Source organism: Paludifilum halophilum (assembly GCF_002245355.1).
GTDB lineage: Bacteria > Bacillota > Bacilli > Thermoactinomycetales > DSM-45169 > Paludifilum > Paludifilum halophilum.
In genome coordinates, this window is the sequence record NZ_NOWF01000007.1 from 166,875 (window position 1) to 191,490 (window position 24,616).

A 24,616-nucleotide genomic window follows, 5' to 3' on the forward strand; every position below is an offset into this window, starting at 1 on the left:
GGGGTTGATTCCATAAAAAAAGGACCGTAACCGGCCCCGCAAATCATCTTCTCAGAGTAGATCGAAAAGGTCTTCCATCTCTTTTTGATAATCCTTGATCGCTTGACGGATGTTTTCGGACAGCTTCTCCGCCGTTTCTCCGGTCACGATATCTCCATTCACCATCGCATAGGGGATTTGCGCACAAACCTCACAGTTCCCCAAACAGCTGTTTTCCAGAACATCCACTTCCGGATCGAGTTCCAATTCCTCTTTTATCTCTTCAACGTCCGGCGTCAGACGGTTTATACAAAATTCAACCATGGGTCGCATCCCAAGTCACTCCATACTCAATGATTTTCTCCCATGAATCATAAAACGGTTTTTCTGTATTATACCTCGTAATCCCCGTTTCCAAAAACCCCGCGGGAAAAGGTGCAAGGCAATAGAAGCACTTTTTCTTTATTGGAAATTAATAGCCATGATACCTATTGATTCCACGAAATCAAAAGGATAAAATATTCTTGCATGGGCGAAATGTACTACATAGGGAAAGAGGGGAGAAGGAGCTTTGAAAAAGTTTACTTATCTACTGGTGTTTGTTCTGATGTTTTCATGGATTCCCACGGGTATTGTCCAGGCGTCGGATACACCGGACAACGGAATCCAAATCCCGGAGGATCAACAACCTGCGGATGAAGAGGAAACGGCTAGGCCTACAGAACCTGAAAAGCCGGTCGAAGAAAAGCCTGCTAAGGAAGATCCGGTTGAGAAAAAACCACCTGTTACAACCCCTGTGGAACCTCCGGAAGACGGACAGAAGGAACCTGACAATCCCCAGCAGGAGCCCAAGCGCGGTGATGAAGAAGACGGAGAAAACGAGGAAGAAGCCCCGGCCGATTACGAATTAAAAATGGAATACGAACAAAAGAACGATATCCTTTATGTCAAAGCCTCTATCTCCGGCATGAAAGAACGTTACGCCAAGGGGTCCTGGACTTTTGAGGTGGACGGTGTCAAAAAATCGCGCAAGGGATGGAGCCCCCAACAACAGGAATCGTTTCAACTGAAGCGCAACTATCCCGGATCCGCACACTTGATCGATATCACCTTCAACGGCAAAATAAAGGGTCAGTCCGTCCACCTGTCCACGGCAGATACGTTTGTTGTACCGGAAGAACCCGGCACGAACAATCTGGATATCGGTCACGGCTTTGTCCATCAGGGGGTTTTGCTGAAAGCCGACCTCCCAAACTCCGAAAATGCGTCCGGTCGGTGGACATTTAAACTGAACGGAAAGGAAAAAGTGCTGAAAGATACGAAAGGAACTTCCCAGGAAGCCGTGATCGGAGCGAATGTCAAACCCGGTCAGCGCTATGTAGCCACGGTTGAATTCCTTGGTAAATCTGACGGAGAAAAAATCCGTGTGGAAACCGACTATGTACTCAAAGCCGTCAATATAGATGTCAAGACCACTTGTTCCGAAAAAGGCCTTCAGGTAAACACCGAGGTGGTTGGAACAGAGGAAGCCAGCGGCAACTGGGTGATCGACCTCGTCGGTTCCACGGAGGAACGGCATCAATCCGGAAAAGTGGACGGAGACCAATACAGTACCACTTTCCCCAAAAAAGATCTCGAACCCGGAAGCTATGACATTCTCGTCGATTACAAAGGATCCGCAGAAGGCGGCACCGTCAATCTCTATGACGTCGATCATATCCGATTAGACAAAGACTCCCCCTGCATCACCGTCCCCGACAACGGCGAACGACCGGATGACGGAAAAGATACGGATCCCGGCAAAGAGAAGGATCGGGAAACCTCCGACGAAATCAAAAATGGAGCCAATATGCCGGACACTTCCACCAACTATCCCTGGGGAGTACTGATCGGCAGTGGTATCGCTTTACTCGGGGTCGTCCTCTACGTTCTGCGCAAAACATTCATGAAATCATAAGTCAGGACGAAACAACCCTGCGCACGATCCGCGCGGGGTTGTTTCTCTGCGAAAGAATCATTCAAACCGGTTGTCCCAATCAAACTGGTTGTCACCCGATTCAACCCGTGATAAGATAGGCATGTTCAAAAAATTGGAACACCCCCATCAGGAGGTCGAACTTTCGTGATCCGAACCCTTGCCGTTTCCCTCATCCTTATCGGCGGTTCCATGGTCGCTTATAACGCTTATCAGTGGTGGGATCAAATCCACATCGCCGTTAAAGACCCGGAACTGGCGATGGCGATCGCGGAAGATTGGAATAACCGGGAAAAGGAGCCTTCCAAGGAGAAAGGGACCGATCTATCGTTTAAACCGGAGAAAGGGGATCAGATCGGAGAGCTGGTCATTCCCCGAATCGGAGCCGCCCTCCCCATTATATACGGAACCGATGATCCTCAACTGTCCAAAGGGGTGGGCCAATACATCGGCTACGGCACCGTTCTCCCGGGCGAAAGCGGACACTCCGTCCTCGCCGGTCACCGGGAAACCACATTCCGCCGCGCCGGAGAACTGAAAAAAGGCGATAAGATTTATGTCAAAATGAAGGGTTATACACACACCTATCAAATCCGCAAAACGTTCATTGTCGACAAGGATGATCGGAGTGTGATCGTTGCCCACGACCAACCGGACATGTCCTTGATCACCTGTTATCCGTTTAACCTGGTCGGAAGTGCACCGGAACGGTATATCATTCGGGCGGACTTAATCGAGAGTAAAAAGAATTCGGACTCATAAACGTCAAACAGCCTCCGCACTGGAATTCCGAGTGCGGAGGCTGTTTGATCTTCGGGCTACCGATTCACAGTCGTCACTGGCTTCAGCCCCATTGTCTCCAACTTATTTTGGATCGTTTTCAGCCGGGGGTTTCCTTCCCCGACAATATCCCCATCGATTTCAACCACGGGATACCACATCTCTTCATCGATCACCCGGCGGGAAAAGGCGGCCTCCTCCTCCCCTTCGGGTTGATGGATGTCGATATAACGGATGCAAACCTGCCGGCCGTATTTTCGGCACAAAGCCGCCTCCAGCCAAGAAGCGGTCTCCTGGGCGGAAGGCAGATTGACACAACTGGCGCAAAGCTCTTCGGCACCATATACGCGGACTTCCACCGGAGTCTTCATCCCGACATCCTCCCCCTTTGGTTTCTGTTTTATCGAAGCGCTTGATCGAGGTCTTCCAATAAATCTTCCACATCTTCCACACCGACGGATACGCGGATCAATCCTTCAGTAATCCCCAATTCCTCCCGGCGCTCGTAGGGAATGGAGGCATGGGTCATACGGGCCGGTACCGAAATCAGGCTTTCTACCGCTCCGAGGCTTTCCGCCAGAGTAAAGTACCGGGTACGTTCCAACACTTGCTCCGCCCGCTCGGCACTGCCGACATCAAAGGAGATCATGCCGCCGAATCCCCGGGCTTGCCGGGAAGCCGTCTCATGGCCGGGATGATCCGTCAGGCCCGGATAATAAACGGAAGCGATGTCGCCCCGGCGAGCCAGCCATTCCGCCAATCGAGCCGCCGTAGCTTCATGCTGGCGCATCCGGAGTCCCAGGGTTTTCATCCCCCGCATCAACAACCAGGAATCATGAGGGGGTAAAATCCCGCCGATGGAGTTTTGCAGAAAATGCAACTCCTCCCCCAGATCCTCATCTTTGACAGCGATCAGCCCTGCAACCACATCGCTGTGGCCTCCGAGATATTTCGTCGCACTGTGCACCACGATGTCCGCCCCCAAGTCGAGCGGATTTTGCCAATAGGGGGTGAGGAACGTATTGTCCACGATCAGATGCAGATTCTTTTCCCGGCAAATATCCGCCAACCCCTCGATATCCGTCACTTTGAGAAGCGGATTGCTCGGGGTTTCCATATAGACCGCCCGCGTATGAGGGCGAATCGCCTCTTTCACTTGATCCAACCGGCTGGTGTCCACATAGGTGGCCTCAATTCCCAAACGGTTAAACACACGGCTCAACACGCGGTAGGTCCCTCCGTAAATATCATCTCCCACGACCAAATGGTCCCCTTGACTGTACAAGGAGAGCACCGTGGAGATTGCGGCCATTCCGGAGGAAAACGCCAGACCGCCGGTTCCGTTTTCCAGCTCGGCAATCAAGGCCTCCAGCGCGGCCCGGGTCGGATTGCCCGTACGGGAGTATTCATAGCCCTTATGTTTGCCGATGGCCTCTTGTCGGTAAGTGGAAACTTGGTAAATCGGTACACTGACAGCTCCCGTCTCCTCGTCGCCGAAAACGCCGCCGTGAATCAGTTTGGTATCGATTCGCATGCGTCACTCCCCCTCTCGGTAAATGTTTTGACTCAGATAGCGATCACTGCTGTCCGGAAAGACTACGACAATTCGGGTGCCGGGCCGGGCCGACTGCGCTTCCCGCAGAGCGGCACAAAAAGCCGCCCCCGAAGAGCTGGCCGCCAGCAATCCTTCCCGGCGGGACAATTCCCTGACCATCCGGAAGGCGTCATCGTCCCCAATCGTGTGAATGGCATCAAAATAAGATGAATCCATATAATCGGGCAAAAACTCCATCCCGATTCCCTCCACTTTATGAGGACCCGGTTCGCCGCCCCCGATAATGGAGCCCTGGGGCTCTACGATGACCGTTTTCACATCCGGATTCTTTTCTTTCAAATATCGGGATACTCCCATAAAAGTGCCTCCGGAACCGGCTCCGGCCACAAAAATGTCCACCTGTCCGTCCATCTGCTCCCAGATCTCCGGACCCGTCCACTGATAGTGGGCCTCCGGATTGGCCGGATTGCCAAACTGCTGCGGACAAAAGGAACCCTCGATTTCCTTTTCCAGCCTTTGCGCCTCGGCAATGGCCCCTTTCATTCCCTTATCTGTCGGTGTATGAACCACTTCGGCTCCCAGAGCCCGCATCAGCTCCTGTTTCTCCTCCGAGAAGCGCTCCGGAACCACAAAGATCACCCGGTAACCGGTTCCAATAGCGGCCAAGGCCAGACCGATCCCGGTATTTCCCGCTGTCGGTTCGATAATCGTCCCGCCGGGTTTTAAACGACCTTTCTTTTCCGCATCTCGGATCAGAGCGACCCCCAGCCGGTCCTTCACGCTACCGCCGGGATTAAAGGATTCCAGTTTGGCATAGATCCGTACTCCCTCCGGCAGATCAAAATCTTTGATCCGAACGATGGGAGTGGTACCGATTAAATCTTTTATATCCTCATAAACCTGCTTCATGACCGTTTATCCCTCTTCCACCATCATAATACCCTTCCTTGTACATGTTTATCTTACCATGAACGCGATCCCGTGGAAAATCAGCGGGAGGAATTCCGGAACCGCTTTTTCCGCAGGTACCGGGACAATTCGGGGAAAATCTTATATAATGGGAATAAGAACCTTTCCGATATTGGATCCAAGCGATGGTTCATAACCGGATTGATTTGAATATCGAAAGTGTCTACAATGTGTTTAGAGTCATAGGTTGTCATTGGGCACCCTTGGACGAAAGGAGTCATTTTCCATGGAAGAGCAAGTGCAGGAAGTATTAGATAAACTGCGTCCCTTTATTCAACGGGACGGCGGAGATGTGGAACTGGTCGAAGTGGAAGAGGGCATTGTTCGGGTTCGGCTTCTCGGAGCCTGCGGAAGCTGCCCCAGCTCCACCATCACCCTGAAAGCCGGGATCGAGCGCGCTTTGATGGAAGAAGTCCCCGGAATCACCGAAGTAGAGCAAGTCATGTAAACCGAGTCGTAAGCCGGTCTCGATCATAAAAAGCCGTCTTCTTTTTGAAACAGACGGCTTTTTTGTTTGCGCTTTTTCACTGCGGACGGCCCATCAAAAAGCCCCCCGCCGTAAGCGGGGGGCTTTTTGATCCTAAGGCCCAAGTTGGGCAGGGTGGTAGGCCGTCTTAGATCCTTTGCGTGAGCATGTAAAGATCAAAGTGGCCTGAAAGGGGCACTCGGAACCCCATGGATGATAACGCTTACCCAAAAAATGGGTAAGATTATTCAGCCTTGTTTTCCTCTTCTTTTTTTAAGGATTCCTCCTGGTACAGATGACAGGAGACCCAATGCAAGGGACGAACTTCCCGCCACTTGGGTGCCTCCTGGGCGCAAACATCCATCGCCTTGGGACAACGGGTACGGAAGCGGCACCCGCTCGGAGGATCAATCGGACTGGGTACGTCCCCCTTCAGGATAATCCGCTCCCCGCTCTCTTTCGAATCGGGATCGGGAATCGGCACAGCGGACAGGAGAGCTTCCGTATAGGGATGCAACGGATTGTCGTAAAGTTCCTGACTCTCCGCCAACTCCACCAGGTTCCCCAAATACATGACACCGATCCGATCGCTGATATACTTCACCATCGATAAATCATGGGCGATAAAGAGATAGGTCAATCCCTTTTCGCGTTGCAATTTCTTCATCAGATTGACCACTTGCGCCTGAATCGACACATCCAGGGCCGAAATCGGTTCATCGGCAATAATAAAGTCAGGATCGACCGCGAGAGCGCGGGCAATTCCGATCCGCTGCCGCTGACCGCCGGAAAACTCATGCGGGAAACGATCGGCGTGTTCCTCATTGAGGCCGACGGTTTTCAACAGATCGATCACCTTTTCCCGACGCTCTTGACCCTTGGCCATTTTGTGGATATCCAGCCCTTCGGCAATGATATCCCCCACCGTCATTCGGGGATTCAGGGAGGCGTAGGGATCCTGGAAAATCATTTGCATTTCCCGGTTGAATTGTTTCAGTTTTTCCCCTTTAAGATCCCGAGTGCTTTGTCCTTTAAACTTGATCTCACCGTCCGTGGCCTCGTACAAACGGATAATGGTGCGCCCTACAGTGGACTTTCCACAACCGGATTCTCCGACCAATCCCAGGGTCTCTCCCCGATACACGTGAAAGGAGATGTTATCCACCGCTTGGACCACTTGACCCCGACCCATGGTAAAATGCTTCTTCACCTGATCCAATTCGAGAATTTTTTCAACCTTCGGCTCTGCAACACTCATTGGGAACCTCCTCCTACCCATTCATTTGGTGGTGTAACCGCAGGCGACATCGGATGCTCCAACCAGCAAGCCGTACGGTGGAAACCGGAAATCTCTGTGGTTTCCGGCATTTGCGTTTTACAGATTTTCATCGCATATTGACACCGTCCGGCAAAGGGACACCCTTGCGGCGGTTGCAGCAGATCCGGCGGAGTACCCGGAATCGGACGGAGAGTTTCCCTGCTGGATAAGTCCAGCCGAGGAACCGATCCCATCAACCCCCAGGTATAGGGATGGCGGGGCCGGTTGAAGATCTCTTCCACCGTCCCCGTTTCCACGACCTTGCCGGCATACATGACCGCCACCCGGTCCGCTGTTTCAGCAACGACACCCAAATCGTGCGTGATGAGAATAATCGATGTATCCAACTGCTTTTTCAAATCGTTCATCCGGTTAAGGATTTGCGCCTGAATCGTCACATCCAACGCCGTCGTCGGTTCATCAGCGATCAACAATTTGGGGGCGCAGGCCAAGGCAATGGCGATCATCGCCCGCTGACGCATCCCCCCGGAAAAATGGTGCGGGTACTGGTTCATCCTCGACTCGGGACTGGGGATTCCCACCAGACGGAGCATCTCCACAGCCTTTTGTCGGGCCTCTGCCTTGCCCAGCCGCTGGTGCTTCTCCAACCCCTCCGTAATCTGACGGCCGACCGTCATCGTCGGGTTTAACGAGGTCATCGGATCTTGGAAGATCATGGCAATTTCTTTTCCCCGCACCTTCTCCATCTGTTTCTCAGAAAAACGGGTCAAATCCCGTCCTTCAAACAAGATTTCACCGGATCGAATCTTTCCCGGCGGCTGAGGAATCAAACCCATGATACTTTGGGAGGTAACACTTTTCCCGCAGCCTGATTCCCCCACAATCGCCAGGGTTTCCCCTTTTTTCACCTGGAAATCAACGCCTCGGACCGATTGAACCTCCCCGTTGTAAGTGTGAAAGGAAACATGTAAATCTCGTACTTCCAACAAATTTTCTTCACTCATACCAATCCCTCCTCTCTCATCGGCGCAATTTCGGATCCAACGCGTCCCGCAATCCATCGCCAACCAGGTTAAAACTGAACATCAACAAAGATAAAACCGCCGCTGGGTAAAAGATTTGGTAAGGGAAAAGGCGGAGCATTTCAAAGCCGTCGTTGATCAACACGCCCAAGCTGGCTTGCGGAGGGCGAATCCCCAGACCGATAAAGCCGAGAAATGCCTCAAAAAAGATCGCTGTCGGAATGGTAAACATAATGGTGACAATCACCGCACTCAACACATTGGGGAACATATGCTTCAACAACAGGCGGCCATGGCTGGCCCCCAGGCTGCGGGCGGCCAAAACATACTCCTGGTTTTTCGCTTTCAGGATCTGCCCGCGTACTATACGGGCCATCGCTACCCAGCCTGTAATCGACATCGCCAATGCGATGGCGAAAATGCCTCGATCCAACCATATAAGGAGGAGAATCATCATAATCAGATTGGGTATGCCGTATAAAACCTCGATAATTCGCTGCATCCAGTTGTCCACTTTTCCTCCGCAATACCCGGAGATACATCCGTACGGAACGCCGATGATCAAATCGATCGCCGCCGCCAAAAAGGCGATGATCAGAGAGATGCCGGCACCGTACCAAATTCGGGTCCACAAGTCCCTCCCGAACTTATCCGTACCCAACCAATGATCGCCGGCAAATATCTGGTTGGTTGCGCTATAATCCTGTTCGGAATAGGAATATGAGTTCATGAGCGGCCCGACGATCGCCATCACACCGATCGCCAAAATCAGGAGCATTCCGATTAACGCCCCTTTGTTGCTGCGGAACCGAAACCAGACATCTTGCCAAAAACTGACCCTCGTCCCCCGAAGCGCCTCTTGTTCATTCACGTCGGAATCGACGGGTTCAAACATCTCCGGGGTGAGATTTTCCGTTGATGATGACGCCATTTCCGATCACTCCTTCCCGTCCGCCAGGCGAATGCGGGGATCAATCATGCCGTACAACAGATCGACGATAAACATACTGAGGACGATCAGGGCGCCGTAAAAGATGGTGACACCCATGATAGCCGTGTAATCGTTCACCTTGATCGAATTGACGAACATCCATCCCATCCCCGGGACCGAAAAGATTTTTTCCACGACCAAAGAACCGGTAATCAACTGAACCGTGAGCGGTCCCAAAACCGTGACTGCGGGGATGAGCGCATTGCGAAGGGCATGGCGCGTCACTGTTGTGGAACGGCTCAACCCTTTCGCCTTGGCGGTTTTCATATAATCCTGACCCAGAACTTCCAGGAGCTCCGTACGGATATAACGGGAGATAGTAGCGATCACCAAAAAGGACAAAGCCAAAGAAGGAAGAATGGAATGGGCGAATGACCCCCACAAGCCCGGAGGTAAAATCCCCCACTTTACTCCGACAAAATAAGATAACAGAGCCGCCATCACAAAGCTGGGCACGGAAATACCCAGTACCGCGATGACCGTCGTAGCGTTATCCATCCAGGTTCCCTGCTTCAACGCAGCAATACAACCCAGGAAAAGACCGAACAACGTCCCGAACACAATGGCTTGAATCCCCAACTGCAACGAGGCGGGGAATCCCTCCATGATCAAACTCGTCACACTGCGGCCGTTATACTGGAAAGAGGCTCCGAGATCTCCCGTCATCAAGTTCCCCAAGTACTGAAGATATTGTACGGGCACTGGCTGATCCAGCCCGTACTGTTTCAAAATCGCTTCCTTGATTTCGGGTGGGATTTTGTGCTCATTCTTCAGGGGAGATCCCGGAAGATTATGCATGAGGAAAAAGGTTACGGTAATGATAACCCAGATGGTAATCAGCATGTAAATTAGACGTTGGATAATATATCGCCCCACAAATTTCACTCCCCTTTCTCAAAAGAATCAAAACTAACAGAGACAGCACACAGAAGGTATATGTCCCGAACCGGGCATATACCTTCGACAGCTTCTATCGCGGCAAAACTGTCTCCCCTGCTTTCCCACTTCGACAGTGTGGACCTGTGCACTTGAGGAAAACGTTGAAATCTAAATGTCCGTTCCTCATGGACTACCATTCGACTTGTTTCGTCAAAATCCTTCCCGAATCCCTGATTTCAAATGATTCATTCGGTTTATAAAACGACGTCACGCCAATGATTTAAAAAAGCGAGGAGAAGGATGGAAAGGTATCCGCCGATGGGCGGATACCTTTCCAGAAGAGCGTACAGTTCTTTTATTTTTCCCCTTTCCCCTTCAGATAGGCCCATTTCAAGCTCAGTTCAGCACCGATCGGGTGACGGACGACATCTTTGACGTACTGCTTCTGCAGGTAAGCCTTCCCTGCATAATAAATCGGCGCCAATGCCGCTTCCTCCAATACGATCTTTTCTGCCCCGACCATGTCCGCACTCCGCTTGTCATAGTCCGAATTACCCCTCGATTTCTCAATCAGCTGATCATATTTCTTGTTTTCCCAGAAGCCGACATTGATCGGGTGATCGGAAGAGAAGATCTCCAGGAACGACATCGGGTCGTTGTAATCCGCTTTCCAGCCCGCCAGCGTGACCACAAAGTCTCCATTGTCCTCCCGATCGATCTTTTGTTTCATCGGCTGAGGATCAATCTTGACATCCATGCCCAGGTTGATCTTCAACTGCTCTTGGATGTAGACAGCGGCTTGTTTCCGGTGATCGTCATAACTCAGCAGGGTGAGCGTCGGTTTTTCAGTGAATTCCAGCTCGTCCATCCCTTCCTTGAGCAGACGCTTCGCTTCCGACGGATTGTATTGATGCCCTTTGGTCCCTTCTTTGCGGAAAATCTTGTTGTCACTGCTGTAGATCGTGGGCGGAACAAGAGCATAGGCCGGCTTGGATCCGTTTTTCAACACTTCTTTGATCAGGGTTTCCCGGTCGATCGCGTAGCTGATCGCCTTACGCACTTTTTCATTGGACAGGAATTCATTTTTCGTATTGAACTGGAGAAAGTAATTTCTCGATTGAGTGACCGGCGTGTATTCCGCACTTTTCTTGAACGCATCCGCCAAGGCACTGTCGAGCTCGGTAATGTCAGTCTGATCGGACGTGTACAGGTTCACCCCTGTGGAGGAGTCTTTGACGATATTCATAGTGACATCCGTCAGCTTGACAGCGTTGCGATCCCAGTAGGTCTCACTCTTTTTGAGATTCAGCTCTTGCTCGTGCTGCCACTTGGACAAGTCGAAGGGACCGTTATAGACCATTTTGTCCACTTCTTGAGCGTATTTTTTCCCATGCTTCTCTACGATGTCCTTCCGCTGCGGCATATAAGTGACAAAAGAAGTCAAACTCAGAAAATAGGAAGTCGGCTCCTCCAGTTCCACTTTGAGGGTCTTTTCGTCAACGGCTTCAACTCCCACCTTGTCGGCGGAAACATCACCGCTGTTGTACGCCTCAGCGTTTTTGACCGGAAACAGGATATTGGCATACTCGGATGCTGTCTTCGGGTTGAGAGCCCGTTTCCAGGCGTACTCGAAATCCTGGGCCCGGACCGGTTCCTCATCGCTCCACTTCGCTTCACGCAGGTTAAAAATATAGGTTTTCTTATCTTCGCTGATATCCACGCCGCTGGCGATGGCGGGCTCCGGCTTGTTATCCTTGTCCAGCCGGTACAATCCTTCCTTCACATTGTTCAAAATATCGAAGGACATCACGTCTGTCGCTTTGGCGGAGTCCATGGTGGGCGGCTCTCCGGGAATCGTCATACTCAGCTTCTGGACCTTATCGGCACCCGAATCTTCCCCACTGCCGGACTGAACGCCGCCGCAGGCTGACAGAACCAAACTGAACGACAGCAGAAATGCCGTAACGACACGGAATCTCTTGTTCATCCGTTTGCCCCCTAATCATGTTTGAATTTTTCTTTTTTCACCCCCGACCTGAATAGTGAAAAAATGACATCAATTGCAAGGCTCTCTTCGTTGGTAACGACGAAGCCTTGTTCATTATAAATGAATTCAGGCGGGCAGAAAAGAGCTTCGGGACTCCTTTACCGTGAAAAATCTCAGGCATAAATTCCGCCGAACAAAAGATTGCACCCCTGCGACGGTTTCGGTACACTGAACAAGGATCCGCGGCAGCCGCCGCCGGACAGGGAATCCGTTGCCTTTTTGAGAGGGAGGCCGACTACCGATGTTAAAAAACCGCACCCTGTGGTGCTTCGTCCTGATTCTGATCAGTTTGGGAGCAACCTATGCTCTGGCACGAGGCCAATGGGTAGAATGGATTAATCACCTGTTTACAGCAGGAATCATCCTGCTGGTGATCGCCGGTTCCTATACGGTGATCCGTGGCGGCTTTTTTAACGTTTTTGCCCGAGGATTGAAACAGTTGAAGCCCACCGGCCGATCCCGAAGCGAATACGGCTTTGAAGAGCCCCTGGACGGCACCGGAAAAGAGGAAAGGGATCGACAAAGAAAGCGTCAGGCGAAATCCGTCGCCTTCGTCTGTCTGATCGTCGGACTGGCGGATACGGCACTGTCTTATGTGTTAATATGGTTATTATTGTAATTTTCAGCTGATCGATTCATAATCAAAGCCCTGTACGCCGACGCGTACAGGGCTTTGATTTCGTTTTATCTGGATGTTTGTGGACGCTCCATCCGAATCCATTCGTTGGCTTCAACGATTTGCAGATATTTGACCAGTCGGGGAAGGACGGGTTCCGCTTCTTCACCGAAGCGCTCTTGCAGTCGGTCGGCGATTTCCTCTACGGTAAACCCTCCGTTACAATGGGACAGGACAAAACTGCCCAAGTCATCCAGCCGAACACGGATCAACGCCGGCTGCCGAAGAAAACGGATCGAAAAACGCTCCAACCAGCCGGTTCGGGGAACAATCAATTCGTAACCGGATGACTCATCCCTCGGACTTCTGGGTTGTAACCGGTATTTTTCCTTCAGAACCGGTTTCATGGTTAACAGATTTTCCTTTGAGTTCTTCCGCTTTTTTAGCATCGAAACACCGCCGTACACGGGGTTAGGATTTCTGTTGGTCGATCGGGTTCACCTTGGCTTTCTGGGCGACCCACCAGAGCAACCCGGTAACGACCAGGAACACCGCCAGCGAAATGAAACCGTTCTCCGTCACCGGGGAATCCGGAATCGGCACGTTCATGGCGATCAGGATCGCGATGATCACTCCGATCAGGGATTCGCCGGCGATCAGTCCCGAAGCGAAGAGCGTGCCTGTATCCCGTCGAGCTTGGCGGATTTTTTCTTCCTTGGAGAAGAAATCAATCAACCAGCGCACCAGGCCGCCGATCATAATCGGCATACTGATATGAACCGGCAAGTACAGTCCGACGGCAACCACCAGGGAGTTCAATCCGAGGAATTCAATGACCACTGCTGTGGCCGCCCCCAAAAAGATCAAATCCCAGGGCAAGTTCCCGTCCATCATCCCTTCGATGATGATCTTCATCAGCATCGCTTTCGGGGCGGGCAACTCTTTGGAACCCATGCCGTAGGCCTCATGAAGAACCACCAGTACAAACCCGACCAACAGACCGGATGCCACGACTCCGATCATCATGGCCAATTGTTGCTTCCACGGGGTTCCTCCGACCAGATAACCCGTCTTCAGGTCCTGGGAAATATCTCCGGCCACCGCAAGAGCGGTACAAACGACAGCGCCCACCGTAAGGGCGGCAATCATTCCGTGCTCTCCGGACATCCCCATCATCTTAAAGATAAAGGCAACGATCAGCACGGTAGCAATCGTCATCCCCGACACAGGGGAGGATGAACTTCCCACAATCCCGACAATCCGGGAAGCAACCGCCACAAAGAGAAACCCGAAGACAGCGATGGCGACAGCACCTACAACTCCGACATTGGTCATCGGAGTAAAGGCCAGAATCAAAATCACGGCCAGCGTACCGAGACCCACCCATTTCATGGAAAGATCCCGGTCCGTCCGCTCCAGCGTTTGCCCGCTCATTTGATTCTCCCGCAAACTGCGGACCGTATCACGCATGGATGTAAACAGAGTAGGCAGTGTCTTCATCATGGTGATCAGACCCGCTACCGCAACAGCTCCGGCACCGATATAGGTAATATACCCTTCCCAGATTCCCCAGGCATCCAATTGGCTGATCGGCTTGTCCGCCGGAAAGAGGGCCTGTTCCGTACCGGCACCGAAGAAGCCGATCATCGGAATGAACACGATCCAGGCGAGAAGACCCCCGGCGATCATCTGACCGGCGATGCGCGGACCGATAATAAATCCGACCCCTAACAGCGCCGGGTAAGCATCCATACCGACGACGGCATTTTTGAAGCGTCCGATTTGGGTTTCAATTTCTGTCTTGAACAACATGAAACCGTCACCCAAAGCCTTGACTAAACCGCCTACGATAAAACCTTTGAACACCAGTTTCGCATTGGACCCGCCGGTTTCACCGGACTTCAGCACCTCGGCGCAGGCCGTTCCCTCCGGGTACGGCAAATTCTGGTGTTCGTTCACAATTAAAAGCCGTCGCAGAGGCACCATCATGAACACGCCCAGGAAACCGCCGGTCAGTACGATAAAAGCGATCATCGCCTGACTCGGATCCAGATCCCACAAAAACAGCGCAGGAAGAGTGAATACCGCTCCGGCTCCAATCGCTTCCCCGGCCGTGGTCATCGTCTGTACAATATTGTTTTCCAGGATCGACTCCCGGCGAAAGATGCCCCGCAGGATCCCCATCGAAATCACGGCCGCCGGAATCGATGCGCTTACAGTCAGTCCGATCTTTAATCCCAGATAAGCGTTGGCGGCACCGAAAACCACTGCCAACAAAATACCCAATACGAGAGCGACAACGGTCAATTCCGGCAATGATTTGGATGAGGAAACATAAGGAACAAACTTGGATTGCTTCGAGCTCTCTTTGCTCATCTCTTACCCCTCTCCCTACAGGCCCGTCTATAAAAAATTCAAACAAATTATGGTTAATAGTTTCAATAAATGAATTTGGGCCCTTTTAGTAGGATAACATTGGTTTATAGGGTAAGATCAATAGGGTTTTTAAAATTATCAATTACATATAAAGGAACTATAGATGGTATAAAGAAGAAAAAAAGCTTTTTATTGAAAAATCAATCTCTTGCCCATCTGGGAACTTGGAGGAAACCGGTCGGTTATAGCGAAGAAAGCCCCGTTGTCATCGTGGGGATAACAAAATTTGAAGATTTGAGGGATTTATCGGACAATTGAATATGGAACCGCGATTATTCACGAGGAGGAATCGGATGTGTTATCCACCGACCTCAAACAGGAACTGGCGGAAATCGTCGGTGAAGCCCATCTCCGCGACGATCCGGAATCCCGTATCAGCCATTCCTATGACGCCACTCCCATGTATCAGTCCCTGCCTGACGGGATTATCTATCCCGGCAGTACGGAAGAGGTACAAAAAATTCTGCGCATTGCTTCCCGCCATCGCTTGCCCATTGTCGGCCGGGGAGCAGGAAGCAATCTGAGTGCCGACACGGTCCCCGTTCAGGGCGGGTTGGTCATGGTCATGACCCGTATGAACAAGATCCTGGAAATTGACCAGGAAAACCTGACCGCCACCGTACAACCGGGAGTTCTGACCAAGGAACTCCACGATGCCGTGGAATCCGCCGGTCTCTTCTACCCGCCGGATCCCAGCAGTATGAAGGTTTCCACCCTGGGCGGAAACATCGCTGAATGCTCCGGTGGGTTAAGGGGATTGAAATACGGGACAACCAAAGACTATGTTCTCGGCTTGGAAGCCGTTCTGGCCAACGGCGAAACCATCCGCACCGGAGGAAAACTGTACAAAGATGTAGCCGGCTACGACCTGACCAAACTGCTGGTAGGATCTGAGGGAACCTTGGGGATCATGACTGAAGCGATTCTTAAACTGATCCCCCTGCCGGAACACCGGCAGGCGATGGTGGCCCACTTTACCGATCTGGATACAGCGGCCCAAACCGTCTCCGAAATCATCTCCGCCCGGATCATCCCCTGTACCCTGGAGTTCTTGGACCGGAAAACGATCCAAGTCGTCGAGGAAAACGCTCGTATCGGGCTTCCGACAGACATGGAAGCCATCCTTTTGGTGGAACAGGACGGCCCTCGTTCTACCGTGAACCGGGATATCGAGCGAATCCGGGATATCTGTCGGAAAACCGGGGCGGCCCATGTGGAGGTAGCCCGGACAGAGGAAGAAGGGACCCGCTTAATGGCCGCCCGTCGCAATGCCCTGTCGGCTCTGGCCCGGCTGCGCCCCACCTTGATTCTGGAAGATGCCACCGTCCCCCGATCCCGCATTGCCCCGATGATCAGGGAGATCAACCGGATTGCCGAGAAATTCCGTGTGACGATTTGCACTTTCGGCCATGCCGGAGACGGTAATCTACACCCCACTTTTCTCACGGATGCACGGAACAAAGAAGAGATTCAACGGATCGAGCAAGCTTTCGACGAGATTTTCGAAGCGGCGATCCGTTTGGGAGGAACCATCACCGGTGAGCATGGAGTCGGAATGGCCAAGGCACCCTTTCTGGAATGGCAGGTGGGAAAAGCAGGGATGGAGGTGCTCCGGGGTATTAAGAAAGCCTTTGACCCTCAGGGCCTTTTAAATCCCGGTAAGATTTTCACCGAAAACCCCCGCAAAAGGGCGGTGGATCAAACATGACGAAAGCGGTGAGACAGGAGCCGGCGTGCTCCGTGAACCCGTCACCTGAAAACTCTCCTTGGAAAAAGGTAGGGAATCAACTGAAGCTCAGCCTGGACCAGGACGAACTGACCCACTGCATGCGGTGCGGGTTTTGCCTTCCGGCCTGCCCCACCTACCGGGAAACGGGGCTGGAGGCTGCTTCGCCCCGGGGGCGGATCGCTCTTATGAAGGCGGTCTCTGACGGGTTGATGACGCCGGACCAAACCTTCGACGACCAGATGAACCTGTGCCTCGGATGCCGGGCCTGTGAATCCGCCTGTCCCGCTGACGTAAAATTTGGACGCCTGCTGGAGCAGGCCCGAGCGGGTATCGCGGAGCATGGGCCAAAGCCCCGCCGGGCTCGCTTTCTTCGCTCCTTGATCTTTCGTCACTTGTTCCCGAAACAAGGCCGTCTCCGCTTCATCGGCGCTGTCATGGCCTTTTACCAGCGTTCCGGCCTGCGATGGCTGTTCCATCAAACCAGACTATCCAAAGGGTTGCCGGAACCCCTGCGCCAGATGGACCGGGTGCTTCCTCCGGCCACCTCCAAAGGGATCACCCAGCGACTGGGGATCATCCTTCCCGCCCGGGGAAAACCCAGAGGACGGGTCGGTTTGTTCCGGGGTTGTATCATGGACGTCATATTTGCCGACACCAACGAAAAAACCGCCCGGATCCTCTCCGCCGCCGGTTACGAAGTGGTGATCCCGCCGGCCCAGCAATGCTGCGGGGCGCTTCAGGCCCACGCCGGAGAAGAGCGGGAGTCGAAGAAGGCCGCCCGGCACAACATCCGCGTCTTCCGGGAAGCCAAAGTGGATTGGATCGCCTCCAACGCCGGGGGATGCGGAGCCCAGTTAAAGGAATACCCCTACTTGTTGCGGGAAGAAACCGATCAAATCGACGACGCCCGCTGGTTCTCCGAACGGGTGAAGGATGTCAGCGAATTGATCGCCTCGGGCCTCCCTCTTCCTCTCGGTAAGGTGAACCGGCGGATCACCTATCAAGACTCCTGCCACCTGGGCAACGGCATGGGCTGTCACCGGGAACCCCGGGAACTTCTAAATTCCATTCCCGGCCTGGATTTCATCGAACTGTTTGAATCGGATCGCTGTTGCGGCTCTGCCGGAATCTACAATATCACACATCCGGAAATGTCCATGAACATCCTGGATCAAAAAATGAACCACGTCGGAGAAACAAAGGCGGACCTTCTTGTCACCTCCAACCCCGGTTGCCTTCTGCAGATGCAACTCGGTATCCGCCGGGCCGGTCTGGAAGACCGGATCGAAGCGATCCACCTCATCGACCTGTTAGCGGCATCCGTGGAAACAGCGGAGAAAAAGCGATAACCGTGATCCGCTTTCCTCTGGAGCATTCTTTATCGATCCAACAAGCACTCCAATCCAAAAGGAGTGCTTGTTCTGTACATAGGTGCATATACCGGTGAATAGTGTGATAAGCACCTTTCCATATTGCAAAAAGATCGAGATGTTATGGATTATCAACCGCCCTTTTAAAGGGAGAGATCCATGTCTATTCATCCTCTTCTCCGGTTAACTCCCTATGACATGATATCGATCATCCGAAATGGGCTTCAAAAAACATCCATCCCCAAAAAAATGATCATTGTAGGAGCGGGTATGGCCGGACTCGTGGCTGCTTCCCTGTTGAAGGAAGCCGGACATCACATCACGATCCTGGAAGCGTCGGACCGAGTGGGGGGACGTATCTACACCCTGCGTTCTCCGTTTACCGAAGGCCATTATATCGATGTTGGAGCTATGCGCATCCCCCATATCCATTATTTAGTCCTGGAATACATTCGCAAATTTCAATTGCCGATCCACCCGTTTTTCAATAGAACTCCCAACGACCTCATCCATGTAAATGGGATCCAAACCCGCCGCAAGACTTATGAACAAAACCCCGATATTCTGAACTATCCCGTTGCCCCTCGTGAAAAAGGGAAAACGGAGAACCAACTGATTCAAACCGCGGTACAGCCGCTCGTCCAATTTATCAATCAAAATCCCATGAAAAACTGGGGGGTAGTGATCAAGGCCTTTGACAAATATTCGCTGGACACATTTTTCAGACACAACCCTGTCGGTGCCAGATTATCCCCCGGTGCGATCGAAATGATCAACGTTCTCTCCGATACCGAAGGATTATCGGAACTGTCTTTTCTGGAGATATTGAGGGAATATCTGATTCTCTCCAACCCCGATGTTCACTTTTATGAAATCGCCGGAGGGAATGACCGCTTACCCCGAGCCTTTCTTCCGCAATTGAAAAATGAAATTCTGTTTCGACAAAAAATGAAAAAAATTGTACAACACGACAATAGAGTGACAATCCATTCCGTCCATACAAAATCTCTTAAACCCTTTAAGATCACCGGTGACCTGGCCATTATCACGATCCCCTTTTCCGTCTTGCAATGGGTGGAGGTGGAACCGCGTTATTCTTTTTCCCACAACAAATGGAAAGCAATTCGGGAACTTCACTACGTACCCGCAACCAAGATCGGTATCCAATTTAAAAACAGGTTCTGGGAAAAGGAAGGAATGTACGGGGGAAAAACGATTACAGACAATCCCACCCGCTTCACCTACTACCCGAGCCATGGTTTCGGCGAACAGGAAGGTGTGGTTTTGGCGAGTTATACGTGGGAAGATGATGCTCTGCTCTGGAACAGCCTATCTCAGGAAGATCAAGTTCACCAAGCCCTTAACATCATGGCAACGTATCACGGGGAAGACATCAAGCGTCAGTTTGTAACTGGATCCGCCCAAAACTGGGTTCAAAATCCGTATTCCGGCGGAGCTTTTGCGATGTTCAAGCCGGAACACGAAAAAGAACTTTTTCCCTACATCCTTGCTCCTGAGGGAAGGGTCCATTTCGCTGGAGAACATGCTTCAACTTCCCGTACCTGGATTCAAGGGGCGGTCGAATCAGGGATCCGGGTGGCCTGTGAAACCAACAATCGGCCGAAGTTTCCATAAAAAAGAAAGGTGCCAATCCGTTGATTGGACGGAATGGCACCTTTTCTGTCTCTCATTCGGCGAAGGAGGCGGAGCCGGTCACCGGATAATGGTCAGAGTAATCCGTATACCGATAGGTTTTACCCCAGGATGTCACCATCCACGCCGGAGATTCCACCTTCCAGGCATGGTTGTTCCAAACTTCCGGCTGGGCGTGATCCTTTTCCACAAAAATATAATCCAAGTATTGCGGAGACAAATCCAGATAGTTATATCCGGCAATACTGTTCTCTTCCGTATCCCATGTATAAGGATGGCCGGTATAATCCTGCGGTTCACTCACGTTCAGGTTTTCCAGCATCGAATCGTATTCCGCGGTTCCCTTGATTACATTGAGATCCCCTCCAATAAAAACGGTCTCGTTGGCGGGAATCCCTTTTTGATCGATAAAATTCCGGATTTCCTCCATCTGCGACCGGCGGATGGACTCCGCTTCACCGTCGGCACAGCCGGAATCCTGGGACTGCATATGGGTCCCAACCACGTGGAGGGGGCGATCGTTTTTCTTCACTTTCACATAGACGAAACCTTTGTTGGCATACCCGTCAGAGCCGCAGCCTTCCTGAAAGACATGCTGGATCTTTTCTTCGATCGGGTATTGACTGACCACGGCCACTCCGCCGTCCTCCGGCGTGACATCCGAGTAACTGCCCCTCGTTTCGTCCCATCCACTCTTTCCGCGGCCCAATACCGGTGTCTGATAGGGGTATTGATCAGAAACGCCTTTCAGCAGAACGTCGGAAGCTTCGTTGTCAAAAACCTCATTAAAGATAATCAGATCGTTTCCCTTTATGAAATCAGCATCTTGGATCAGTTTCGCGCGCTTCACCTGGCCCCAATTGGGATACAGGTTTTGCGACAGCATATACACGTTATAGGCCATCAGCCGGACATTATCCGATTCATCCCCTTCCGGCTGAAAGGCCCATACCGGTGTTGACGCAAATACCATCGACAAACTCAACAGTGAACACAACACCCATCCACAGATCCGTCGTCTCATTTCAACACCCCGTTTCCAGATTTTTTCATCGAAAATGAACGTTGGACTCCATCCGAGATTTTATCAGCCAGGACCAAAAAGATCACCTCTTTTCTCAAAAATGGATCAACTCTTGCCGCGTAAAAAAGCCGCAGGCTATATGTCACGCCTGCGACCCGGGACGTCTTCTTTTGTTTCCTACTCAAAGAGTGTCTTCCAACCTTACAAACAAACCGGGATTTCCCGATCCAGAGCAATCTCGTCAAAATCGATGGAACAAGTAAAAGCCCGCAAAGTAATCCCCTTTTCTGCCGCTTCTTTCAATTTCGCTCCCAGGATGGGATCGATTCCGCAGTGGGGAGTAAATCGGGTAACAAAATCCATAAAGGCCACAAAAACGATCATCCCCCGGTACCCGGCCTCCACCGCCCGGATCAACTCATCCACGTGACGTTGTCCCCGTACAGTCGGTGCATCGGGAAACATGGCGAGTCCCTCTTTCTCATAGGTGACGCATTTCACCTCCACCAGCGTCGGCGGATTCCCTTCGATCCGAAAGTCCATCCGACTGCCGCCGTAGGCCACTTCCCGGCTTAATTCCCCTTTCACCCCATCCAACACACCCGACTGAACGGCCTCTTCAAACACCCGGTTGGCCAGGGCCGAGTGGATACAGATCCAGTGCCCTTTCTTGCGGACGAACTTAAGGCTATACTGGGTCTTTCGCCGGGGATTGTCCGATTGTTCCACCACCACCTCGGTACCGGGAAGAAGCATCTCGTGCATCCGTCCCGTATTGGGAACATGGACAACCTCCCGCTGCCCGTCTATTTCCACGATCGCCTCAAAGCGATTCGGCCGATCGATAAAAATCCCCTGCACCTTTTTTCCGGCCATCTTCATCCCCATTCTCCTCCCTATCATTTACAAGCCCCATTTTATTAGCATTTAAGATAAATCAAAAGACTGAAATATGTAGGTGTATGCCCAATTTTTTTGATCTATCGATATAGAGGTTATTGATATTTCGGAAGTGAAATAAAAATAAGCCCGCAATTTTGGTATGATGAAAGCTCCAACACCACCATCAACCAAAAAGGCGAGACTGACTTGAAGATTGCATAGAACTGACTCTAGGGCCATCCCTTAGCTGGATTACTGTTAAGAACTTTTTTGTTACTTTACTCCCAAAGGTTATTTGTTAATAGCCCTTCTAATCCAGTAGAAGATTGCCCAAACCAGTAAAGCCATAAATCCGACCATAAAAATTTGGTACAGACCAGTAAAAAAACTGAACATTATTTATCCAACTCCTTAATTGGAGCTTATTACATTTACGGCACAGTATACCCGTAATGAATGTTTATATCTTTGGAATACACAGTACCTATACCTTCAACAAAGACAACCCATTTTCCAGTCCCTCCACCTTTAACCATTGTACTACGCGATCCGCTAGAAGGTGAACAATACGCATATTTCTGATCCCATCCTAAAGAAAACGTTGTACCAGTATGTGTCGTCCAAGCTTTACAGCTTGTAATTGTCTTCCCGCTATTCCAATAGATGTCTGCGTGAAGATTAATATCTGAGAAACCAAATGAAACAGATCTTACTTGACGAGTATATCCCAAATCATGGAATTTGTCATCGGTCTTTTTTTCCACAGTAGGATTTTTGACATCCTCCTCAATTTTGTTGAAGAATTTGTCTGCATTCTTAACATTGTCAAACTTAATGACTTCAGTACCTTTTGGGACGTCAACGTTACTGTTTAAATTGTACTTGTCAAATAACTCTTCACGTGTTAAATCATTGCCGGTTCTTGGTTCATTTTTAACCAAATCATCACCATCGATTACTTCGTAGCGATTATCAATCTCTTTATCCGACATGGTCTGAACTCCTGCAGCATAACTGTAAGAAGGGAAGATTATCCCCAAAGTAAGAACAAGCCCTAACATTCCTACATACCATTTCCTCATGAGCAAACAACTCCTCTACAATATTTGTGGATAATAATTCATTTCAATTACCATCCCACTTATAAACCCAACATAGTACCAATAATTTGTATATTTTAAAATTTAGACATATAATTGTATATTTCGACATAACATAAGCATGTTCAACCCTTTAAAAAGGTGCTACTTTTAAAACTTTGAATAATCATTGTATCCATTAATAAAAAGCACTATAATACCTGATTTGAACAGTCCCCATTCCACTGCCCGTCTATTTCCACGATCGCCTCAAAGCGATTCGGCCGATCGATAAAAATCCCCTGCACTTTTTTTCCGGCCATCTTCATCCTCATTCTCCTCCCTGATTCATTAAAAACATCATTCATCCCTGATCAAAGGGTCTCCAGTATACCTTCCTGATTTCTTGAGAGCGAGCTTTTCGATTCCCAAGCTTTCATCCATTTTGGTCGTTCTTTAACAATCCTCATGATATCCGTGGAGACGAACCGGAAAAAAACCGCATTCAATATCCCATATCCGATTGGGAGTTGATGGCGCCTTGAAGAAAGTGAAAATCGGAAATCGGCTGTTTACATTCATCAATTGGCTTGAGGTTCAAAACCGTTCCACTCCCCTGCCGCCGATCGCCGCTCCGGCCGTTGTATTTCTCGGTGCACCCATCAACCTGCGAGCCACATTCAATTTGAGAGCCGGTGAATTTGTCACCTTATCAGCTGGAGGATTCACGCGCAATGTTTTCTGCCTCAATCCCGGTATTTTCGTAGGCTCGCAAAGGTTGCGGTTTTTCGGTGACTTTGTTGTAGTCAATTGTCCAACATCGTAATTTTCTCCCTTTATGAAGATCCCCCCTCCCCCGTAATGAACCCTTCGGGTCTCCCGTCTCCACAAAATATTTTGTCCATTTGCCGAACAATCCGTTCAGAGCAGTTTTCACCGGATGTTCATGCTAAACTGAAGTTGGCCTTTTTTGTTTAGCAAATCGGGAAAGAGGGGGGACACGTTTGGATACCATTACCCATGGACTCTTCGGACTCACTTTGTACGGATCCGTTAACAAAACCAATGCTTCCGTACCGATGAAACGGAGCTTATTTTTCACGGCTTTGGCGGGAAGCCAAATCCCGGATATCGATGTGGTAGCCAACCTGACGGAAACGGGGCAAATCATGCAGCAGATGTGGCATCGGGGATTGACCCATTCCGTATTCCTCATCCCGGTGTGGGCGGGTCTGCTTTATTGGATCAGTCGGTGGCTGTTCCGAGTCAAGGACCGAAGAATTTTTTTTCTCGCCATGCTTGCGGTTTTTATCCACGATACCATCGATTTGTTCAATGCTTGGGGAACCGGCTATTTTGAACCGTTTTCATCCATACGAATCACTTTCGGCATCCTGCCCATTGTCGATTTGACGATCTGGGGAATCATCCTGGGCGGATTCATCCTGGCCAAAACCAAACCATCACTTCCCTCCTTCCGGGTCTACCGAGGGGTTGGAGCCGCCATTCTTATCTATATTGCCCTCCAATCCGCTCAGGGCTTTTGGATCGAATATCAGGCGCAAGACCGATATGACCAGACGGAGTTGGCCGCCGACTATATCCCCGGTCATTTTCAAGTGATCGGGAAAGAGGGGGAACGTGTGGAAATTTCAAGAGACACCGTATGGTCCGAACCTCAAACAGAATACACCTTAAATTCTGACGAAAAAGCAGATTTAACACCTCTGTTTGAACAAAACCCCCAGGCCAAGCCTCTTTACGACTGGTCCCCATTCGTTGTGATCGTCAACGACAAGGAACGCTTGGGGATCTTTGATCCGCGCTTTTACGAAGGAAATGGTTCATTCCTCCACGAATATGTAGAGAAATAGATGATCTTGCA

The 24,616-nt window shown here is 50.9% G+C and carries 23 protein-coding genes; 9 read left to right on the forward strand and 14 right to left on the reverse strand.

Translation table 11 applies throughout. From position 1 onward, the window contains the following. Positions 1-51: 51 nt before the first annotated feature. A complete protein-coding gene (locus CHM34_RS12480; RefSeq protein ID WP_094264937.1) occupies positions 52-312 on the reverse strand; it encodes a YuzB family protein in 261 nt (86 codons plus the stop codon). Between the two features lie 238 nt (positions 313-550). Here CHM34_RS12480 and CHM34_RS12485 point away from each other — a divergent pair, with 238 nt between their 5' ends. Both CHM34_RS12485 and srtD read left to right on the forward strand, forming a co-directional pair. Next, on the forward strand, positions 551-1,936 hold the full coding sequence (locus CHM34_RS12485; RefSeq protein ID WP_094264938.1) for a hypothetical protein: 1,386 nt from the start codon (positions 551-553) through the stop codon (positions 1,934-1,936). Positions 1,937-2,101: 165 nt separating this feature from the next. Then, positions 2,102-2,716: a class D sortase, LPxTATN-specific gene (srtD, locus tag CHM34_RS12490; RefSeq protein WP_094264939.1), complete on the forward strand. Its 615-nt coding sequence runs from the start codon at positions 2,102-2,104 to the stop codon at positions 2,714-2,716. A 56-nt stretch (positions 2,717-2,772) separates the two neighbouring features. On the opposite strand, the gene CHM34_RS12495 is transcribed toward srtD, so the two are convergent. The 3 genes from CHM34_RS12495 to cysK are packed head-to-tail and all read right to left on the reverse strand — an operon-like array spanning position 2,773 to position 5,198. Beyond that, positions 2,773-3,105, reverse strand: coding sequence for a DUF1462 family protein (locus CHM34_RS12495; protein ID WP_094264940.1), 333 nt, complete (start codon positions 3,103-3,105; stop codon positions 2,773-2,775). A gap of 29 nt (positions 3,106-3,134) precedes the next feature. Then, positions 3,135-4,268, reverse strand: coding sequence for a bifunctional cystathionine gamma-lyase/homocysteine desulfhydrase (locus CHM34_RS12500; RefSeq protein ID WP_094264941.1), 1,134 nt, complete (start codon positions 4,266-4,268; stop codon positions 3,135-3,137). A 3-nt stretch (positions 4,269-4,271) separates the two neighbouring features. Then, a complete protein-coding gene (gene cysK, locus CHM34_RS12505; RefSeq protein ID WP_094264942.1) occupies positions 4,272-5,198 on the reverse strand; it encodes a cysteine synthase A in 927 nt (308 codons plus the stop codon). A 286-nt stretch (positions 5,199-5,484) separates the two neighbouring features. Between cysK and CHM34_RS12510 the strand changes: the two genes are divergently transcribed. Continuing rightward, entirely contained in the window at positions 5,485-5,706 is a 222-nt protein-coding gene (locus CHM34_RS12510; protein ID WP_094264943.1) for a NifU family protein, read from the forward strand. A gap of 262 nt (positions 5,707-5,968) precedes the next feature. On the opposite strand, the gene CHM34_RS12515 is transcribed toward CHM34_RS12510, so the two are convergent. From CHM34_RS12515 to CHM34_RS12535, 5 genes are all read right to left on the reverse strand, one after another. Further along, positions 5,969-6,982 (reverse strand): ABC transporter ATP-binding protein, encoded by a 1,014-nt coding sequence (locus tag CHM34_RS12515; protein ID WP_094264944.1) that lies wholly within the window; start codon positions 6,980-6,982, stop codon positions 5,969-5,971. Next, complete coding sequence (locus CHM34_RS12520; protein WP_094264945.1) at positions 6,979-8,007, reverse strand: ABC transporter ATP-binding protein; 1,029 nt, start codon at positions 8,005-8,007, stop codon at positions 6,979-6,981. The genes CHM34_RS12515 and CHM34_RS12520 overlap by 4 nt, the downstream gene beginning before the upstream one ends. A 16-nt stretch (positions 8,008-8,023) precedes the next feature. Further along, positions 8,024-8,956, reverse strand: a complete 933-nt coding sequence (locus CHM34_RS12525; protein ID WP_094264946.1) for an ABC transporter permease — start codon at positions 8,954-8,956, stop codon at positions 8,024-8,026. Positions 8,957-8,962: 6 nt separating this feature from the next. Beyond that, positions 8,963-9,892, reverse strand: coding sequence for an ABC transporter permease (locus CHM34_RS12530; RefSeq protein ID WP_141201702.1), 930 nt, complete (start codon positions 9,890-9,892; stop codon positions 8,963-8,965). Between the two features lie 358 nt (positions 9,893-10,250). Next, positions 10,251-11,882, reverse strand: coding sequence for a peptide ABC transporter substrate-binding protein (locus tag CHM34_RS12535; RefSeq protein WP_094264947.1), 1,632 nt, complete (start codon positions 11,880-11,882; stop codon positions 10,251-10,253). A 301-nt stretch (positions 11,883-12,183) separates the two neighbouring features. On the opposite strand from CHM34_RS12535, the gene CHM34_RS12540 reads away from it, so the two are divergent. Further along, complete coding sequence (locus CHM34_RS12540) at positions 12,184-12,561, forward strand: DUF3899 domain-containing protein (RefSeq protein WP_094264948.1); 378 nt, start codon at positions 12,184-12,186, stop codon at positions 12,559-12,561. A 65-nt stretch (positions 12,562-12,626) separates the two neighbouring features. Here CHM34_RS12540 and CHM34_RS12545 read toward each other — a convergent pair whose 3' ends face one another. Further along, positions 12,627-13,007, reverse strand: coding sequence for a PqqD family protein (locus CHM34_RS12545; RefSeq protein ID WP_094264949.1), 381 nt, complete (start codon positions 13,005-13,007; stop codon positions 12,627-12,629). 22 nt (positions 13,008-13,029) lie between these two features. Further along, complete coding sequence (locus CHM34_RS12550; RefSeq protein WP_094264950.1) at positions 13,030-14,934, reverse strand: OPT family oligopeptide transporter; 1,905 nt, start codon at positions 14,932-14,934, stop codon at positions 13,030-13,032. A 355-nt stretch (positions 14,935-15,289) separates the two neighbouring features. Here CHM34_RS12550 and CHM34_RS12555 point away from each other — a divergent pair, with 355 nt between their 5' ends. From CHM34_RS12555 to CHM34_RS12565, 3 genes are all read left to right on the forward strand, one after another. Next, on the forward strand, positions 15,290-16,702 hold the full coding sequence (locus CHM34_RS12555) for an FAD-binding oxidoreductase (protein ID WP_094264951.1): 1,413 nt from the start codon (positions 15,290-15,292) through the stop codon (positions 16,700-16,702). Further along, complete coding sequence (locus CHM34_RS12560; RefSeq protein ID WP_094264952.1) at positions 16,699-18,072, forward strand: (Fe-S)-binding protein; 1,374 nt, start codon at positions 16,699-16,701, stop codon at positions 18,070-18,072. Before CHM34_RS12555 ends, CHM34_RS12560 begins: the two co-directional genes overlap by 4 nt. Before the next feature lie 180 nt (positions 18,073-18,252). Beyond that, positions 18,253-19,728 carry a flavin monoamine oxidase family protein gene (locus CHM34_RS12565; RefSeq protein ID WP_094264953.1) on the forward strand — a complete coding sequence of 492 codons (1,476 nt, stop codon included), beginning with the start codon at positions 18,253-18,255 and terminating at the stop codon, positions 19,726-19,728. Between the two features lie 52 nt (positions 19,729-19,780). Here CHM34_RS12565 and sph read toward each other — a convergent pair whose 3' ends face one another. The 3 genes from sph to CHM34_RS12580 form a co-directional block, all read right to left on the reverse strand. Continuing rightward, positions 19,781-20,770: a sphingomyelin phosphodiesterase gene (gene sph / locus CHM34_RS12570; protein WP_094264954.1), complete on the reverse strand. Its 990-nt coding sequence runs from the start codon at positions 20,768-20,770 to the stop codon at positions 19,781-19,783. A 201-nt stretch (positions 20,771-20,971) separates the two neighbouring features. Next, on the reverse strand, positions 20,972-21,652 hold the full coding sequence (gene sfsA, locus CHM34_RS12575) for a DNA/RNA nuclease SfsA (protein WP_169713715.1): 681 nt from the start codon (positions 21,650-21,652) through the stop codon (positions 20,972-20,974). 431 nt (positions 21,653-22,083) lie between these two features. Continuing rightward, complete coding sequence (locus tag CHM34_RS12580; RefSeq protein WP_094264956.1) at positions 22,084-22,734, reverse strand: hypothetical protein; 651 nt, start codon at positions 22,732-22,734, stop codon at positions 22,084-22,086. A gap of 538 nt (positions 22,735-23,272) precedes the next feature. Here CHM34_RS12580 and CHM34_RS19005 point away from each other — a divergent pair. Further along, entirely contained in the window at positions 23,273-23,557 is a 285-nt protein-coding gene (locus CHM34_RS19005; RefSeq protein ID WP_141201703.1) for a hypothetical protein, read from the forward strand. Positions 23,558-23,735: 178 nt separating this feature from the next. Further along, positions 23,736-24,605, forward strand: a complete 870-nt coding sequence (locus CHM34_RS12590) for a metal-dependent hydrolase (protein ID WP_094264958.1) — start codon at positions 23,736-23,738, stop codon at positions 24,603-24,605. The last annotated feature ends 11 nt before the right edge of the window (positions 24,606-24,616 follow it).

What these genes read in the sequence shown, in the direction of transcription:
- CHM34_RS12480 (WP_094264937.1), bottom strand. Translation starts at nt 312, where the DNA reads ATGCGACCCATGGTTGAATTTTGTATAAACCGTCTGACGCCGGACGTT.
- CHM34_RS12515 (WP_094264944.1), bottom strand. Translation starts at nt 6,982, where the DNA reads ATGAGTGTTGCAGAGCCGAAGGTTGAAAAAATTCTCGAATTGGATCAG.
- CHM34_RS12525 (WP_094264946.1), bottom strand. Translation starts at nt 8,956, where the DNA reads ATGGCGTCATCATCAACGGAAAATCTCACCCCGGAGATGTTTGAACCC.
- CHM34_RS12535 (WP_094264947.1), bottom strand. Translation starts at nt 11,882, where the DNA reads ATGAACAAGAGATTCCGTGTCGTTACGGCATTTCTGCTGTCGTTCAGT.
- CHM34_RS12500 (WP_094264941.1), bottom strand. Translation starts at nt 4,268, where the DNA reads ATGCGAATCGATACCAAACTGATTCACGGCGGCGTTTTCGGCGACGAG.
- sph (WP_094264954.1), bottom strand. Translation starts at nt 20,770, where the DNA reads ATGAGACGACGGATCTGTGGATGGGTGTTGTGTTCACTGTTGAGTTTG.
- CHM34_RS12580 (WP_094264956.1), bottom strand. Translation starts at nt 22,734, where the DNA reads ATGAGGAAATGGTATGTAGGAATGTTAGGGCTTGTTCTTACTTTGGGG.
- CHM34_RS12565 (WP_094264953.1), top strand. Translation starts at nt 18,253, where the DNA reads ATGTCTATTCATCCTCTTCTCCGGTTAACTCCCTATGACATGATATCG.
- CHM34_RS12510 (WP_094264943.1), top strand. Translation starts at nt 5,485, where the DNA reads ATGGAAGAGCAAGTGCAGGAAGTATTAGATAAACTGCGTCCCTTTATT.
- cysK (WP_094264942.1), bottom strand. Translation starts at nt 5,198, where the DNA reads ATGAAGCAGGTTTATGAGGATATAAAAGATTTAATCGGTACCACTCCC.
- CHM34_RS12550 (WP_094264950.1), bottom strand. Translation starts at nt 14,934, where the DNA reads ATGAGCAAAGAGAGCTCGAAGCAATCCAAGTTTGTTCCTTATGTTTCC.
- CHM34_RS12545 (WP_094264949.1), bottom strand. Translation starts at nt 13,007, where the DNA reads ATGCTAAAAAAGCGGAAGAACTCAAAGGAAAATCTGTTAACCATGAAA.
- CHM34_RS12495 (WP_094264940.1), bottom strand. Translation starts at nt 3,105, where the DNA reads ATGAAGACTCCGGTGGAAGTCCGCGTATATGGTGCCGAAGAGCTTTGC.
- CHM34_RS12540 (WP_094264948.1), top strand. Translation starts at nt 12,184, where the DNA reads ATGTTAAAAAACCGCACCCTGTGGTGCTTCGTCCTGATTCTGATCAGT.
- CHM34_RS12560 (WP_094264952.1), top strand. Translation starts at nt 16,699, where the DNA reads ATGACGAAAGCGGTGAGACAGGAGCCGGCGTGCTCCGTGAACCCGTCA.
- sfsA (WP_169713715.1), bottom strand. Translation starts at nt 21,652, where the DNA reads ATGAAGATGGCCGGAAAAAAGGTGCAGGGGATTTTTATCGATCGGCCG.
- CHM34_RS12520 (WP_094264945.1), bottom strand. Translation starts at nt 8,007, where the DNA reads ATGAGTGAAGAAAATTTGTTGGAAGTACGAGATTTACATGTTTCCTTT.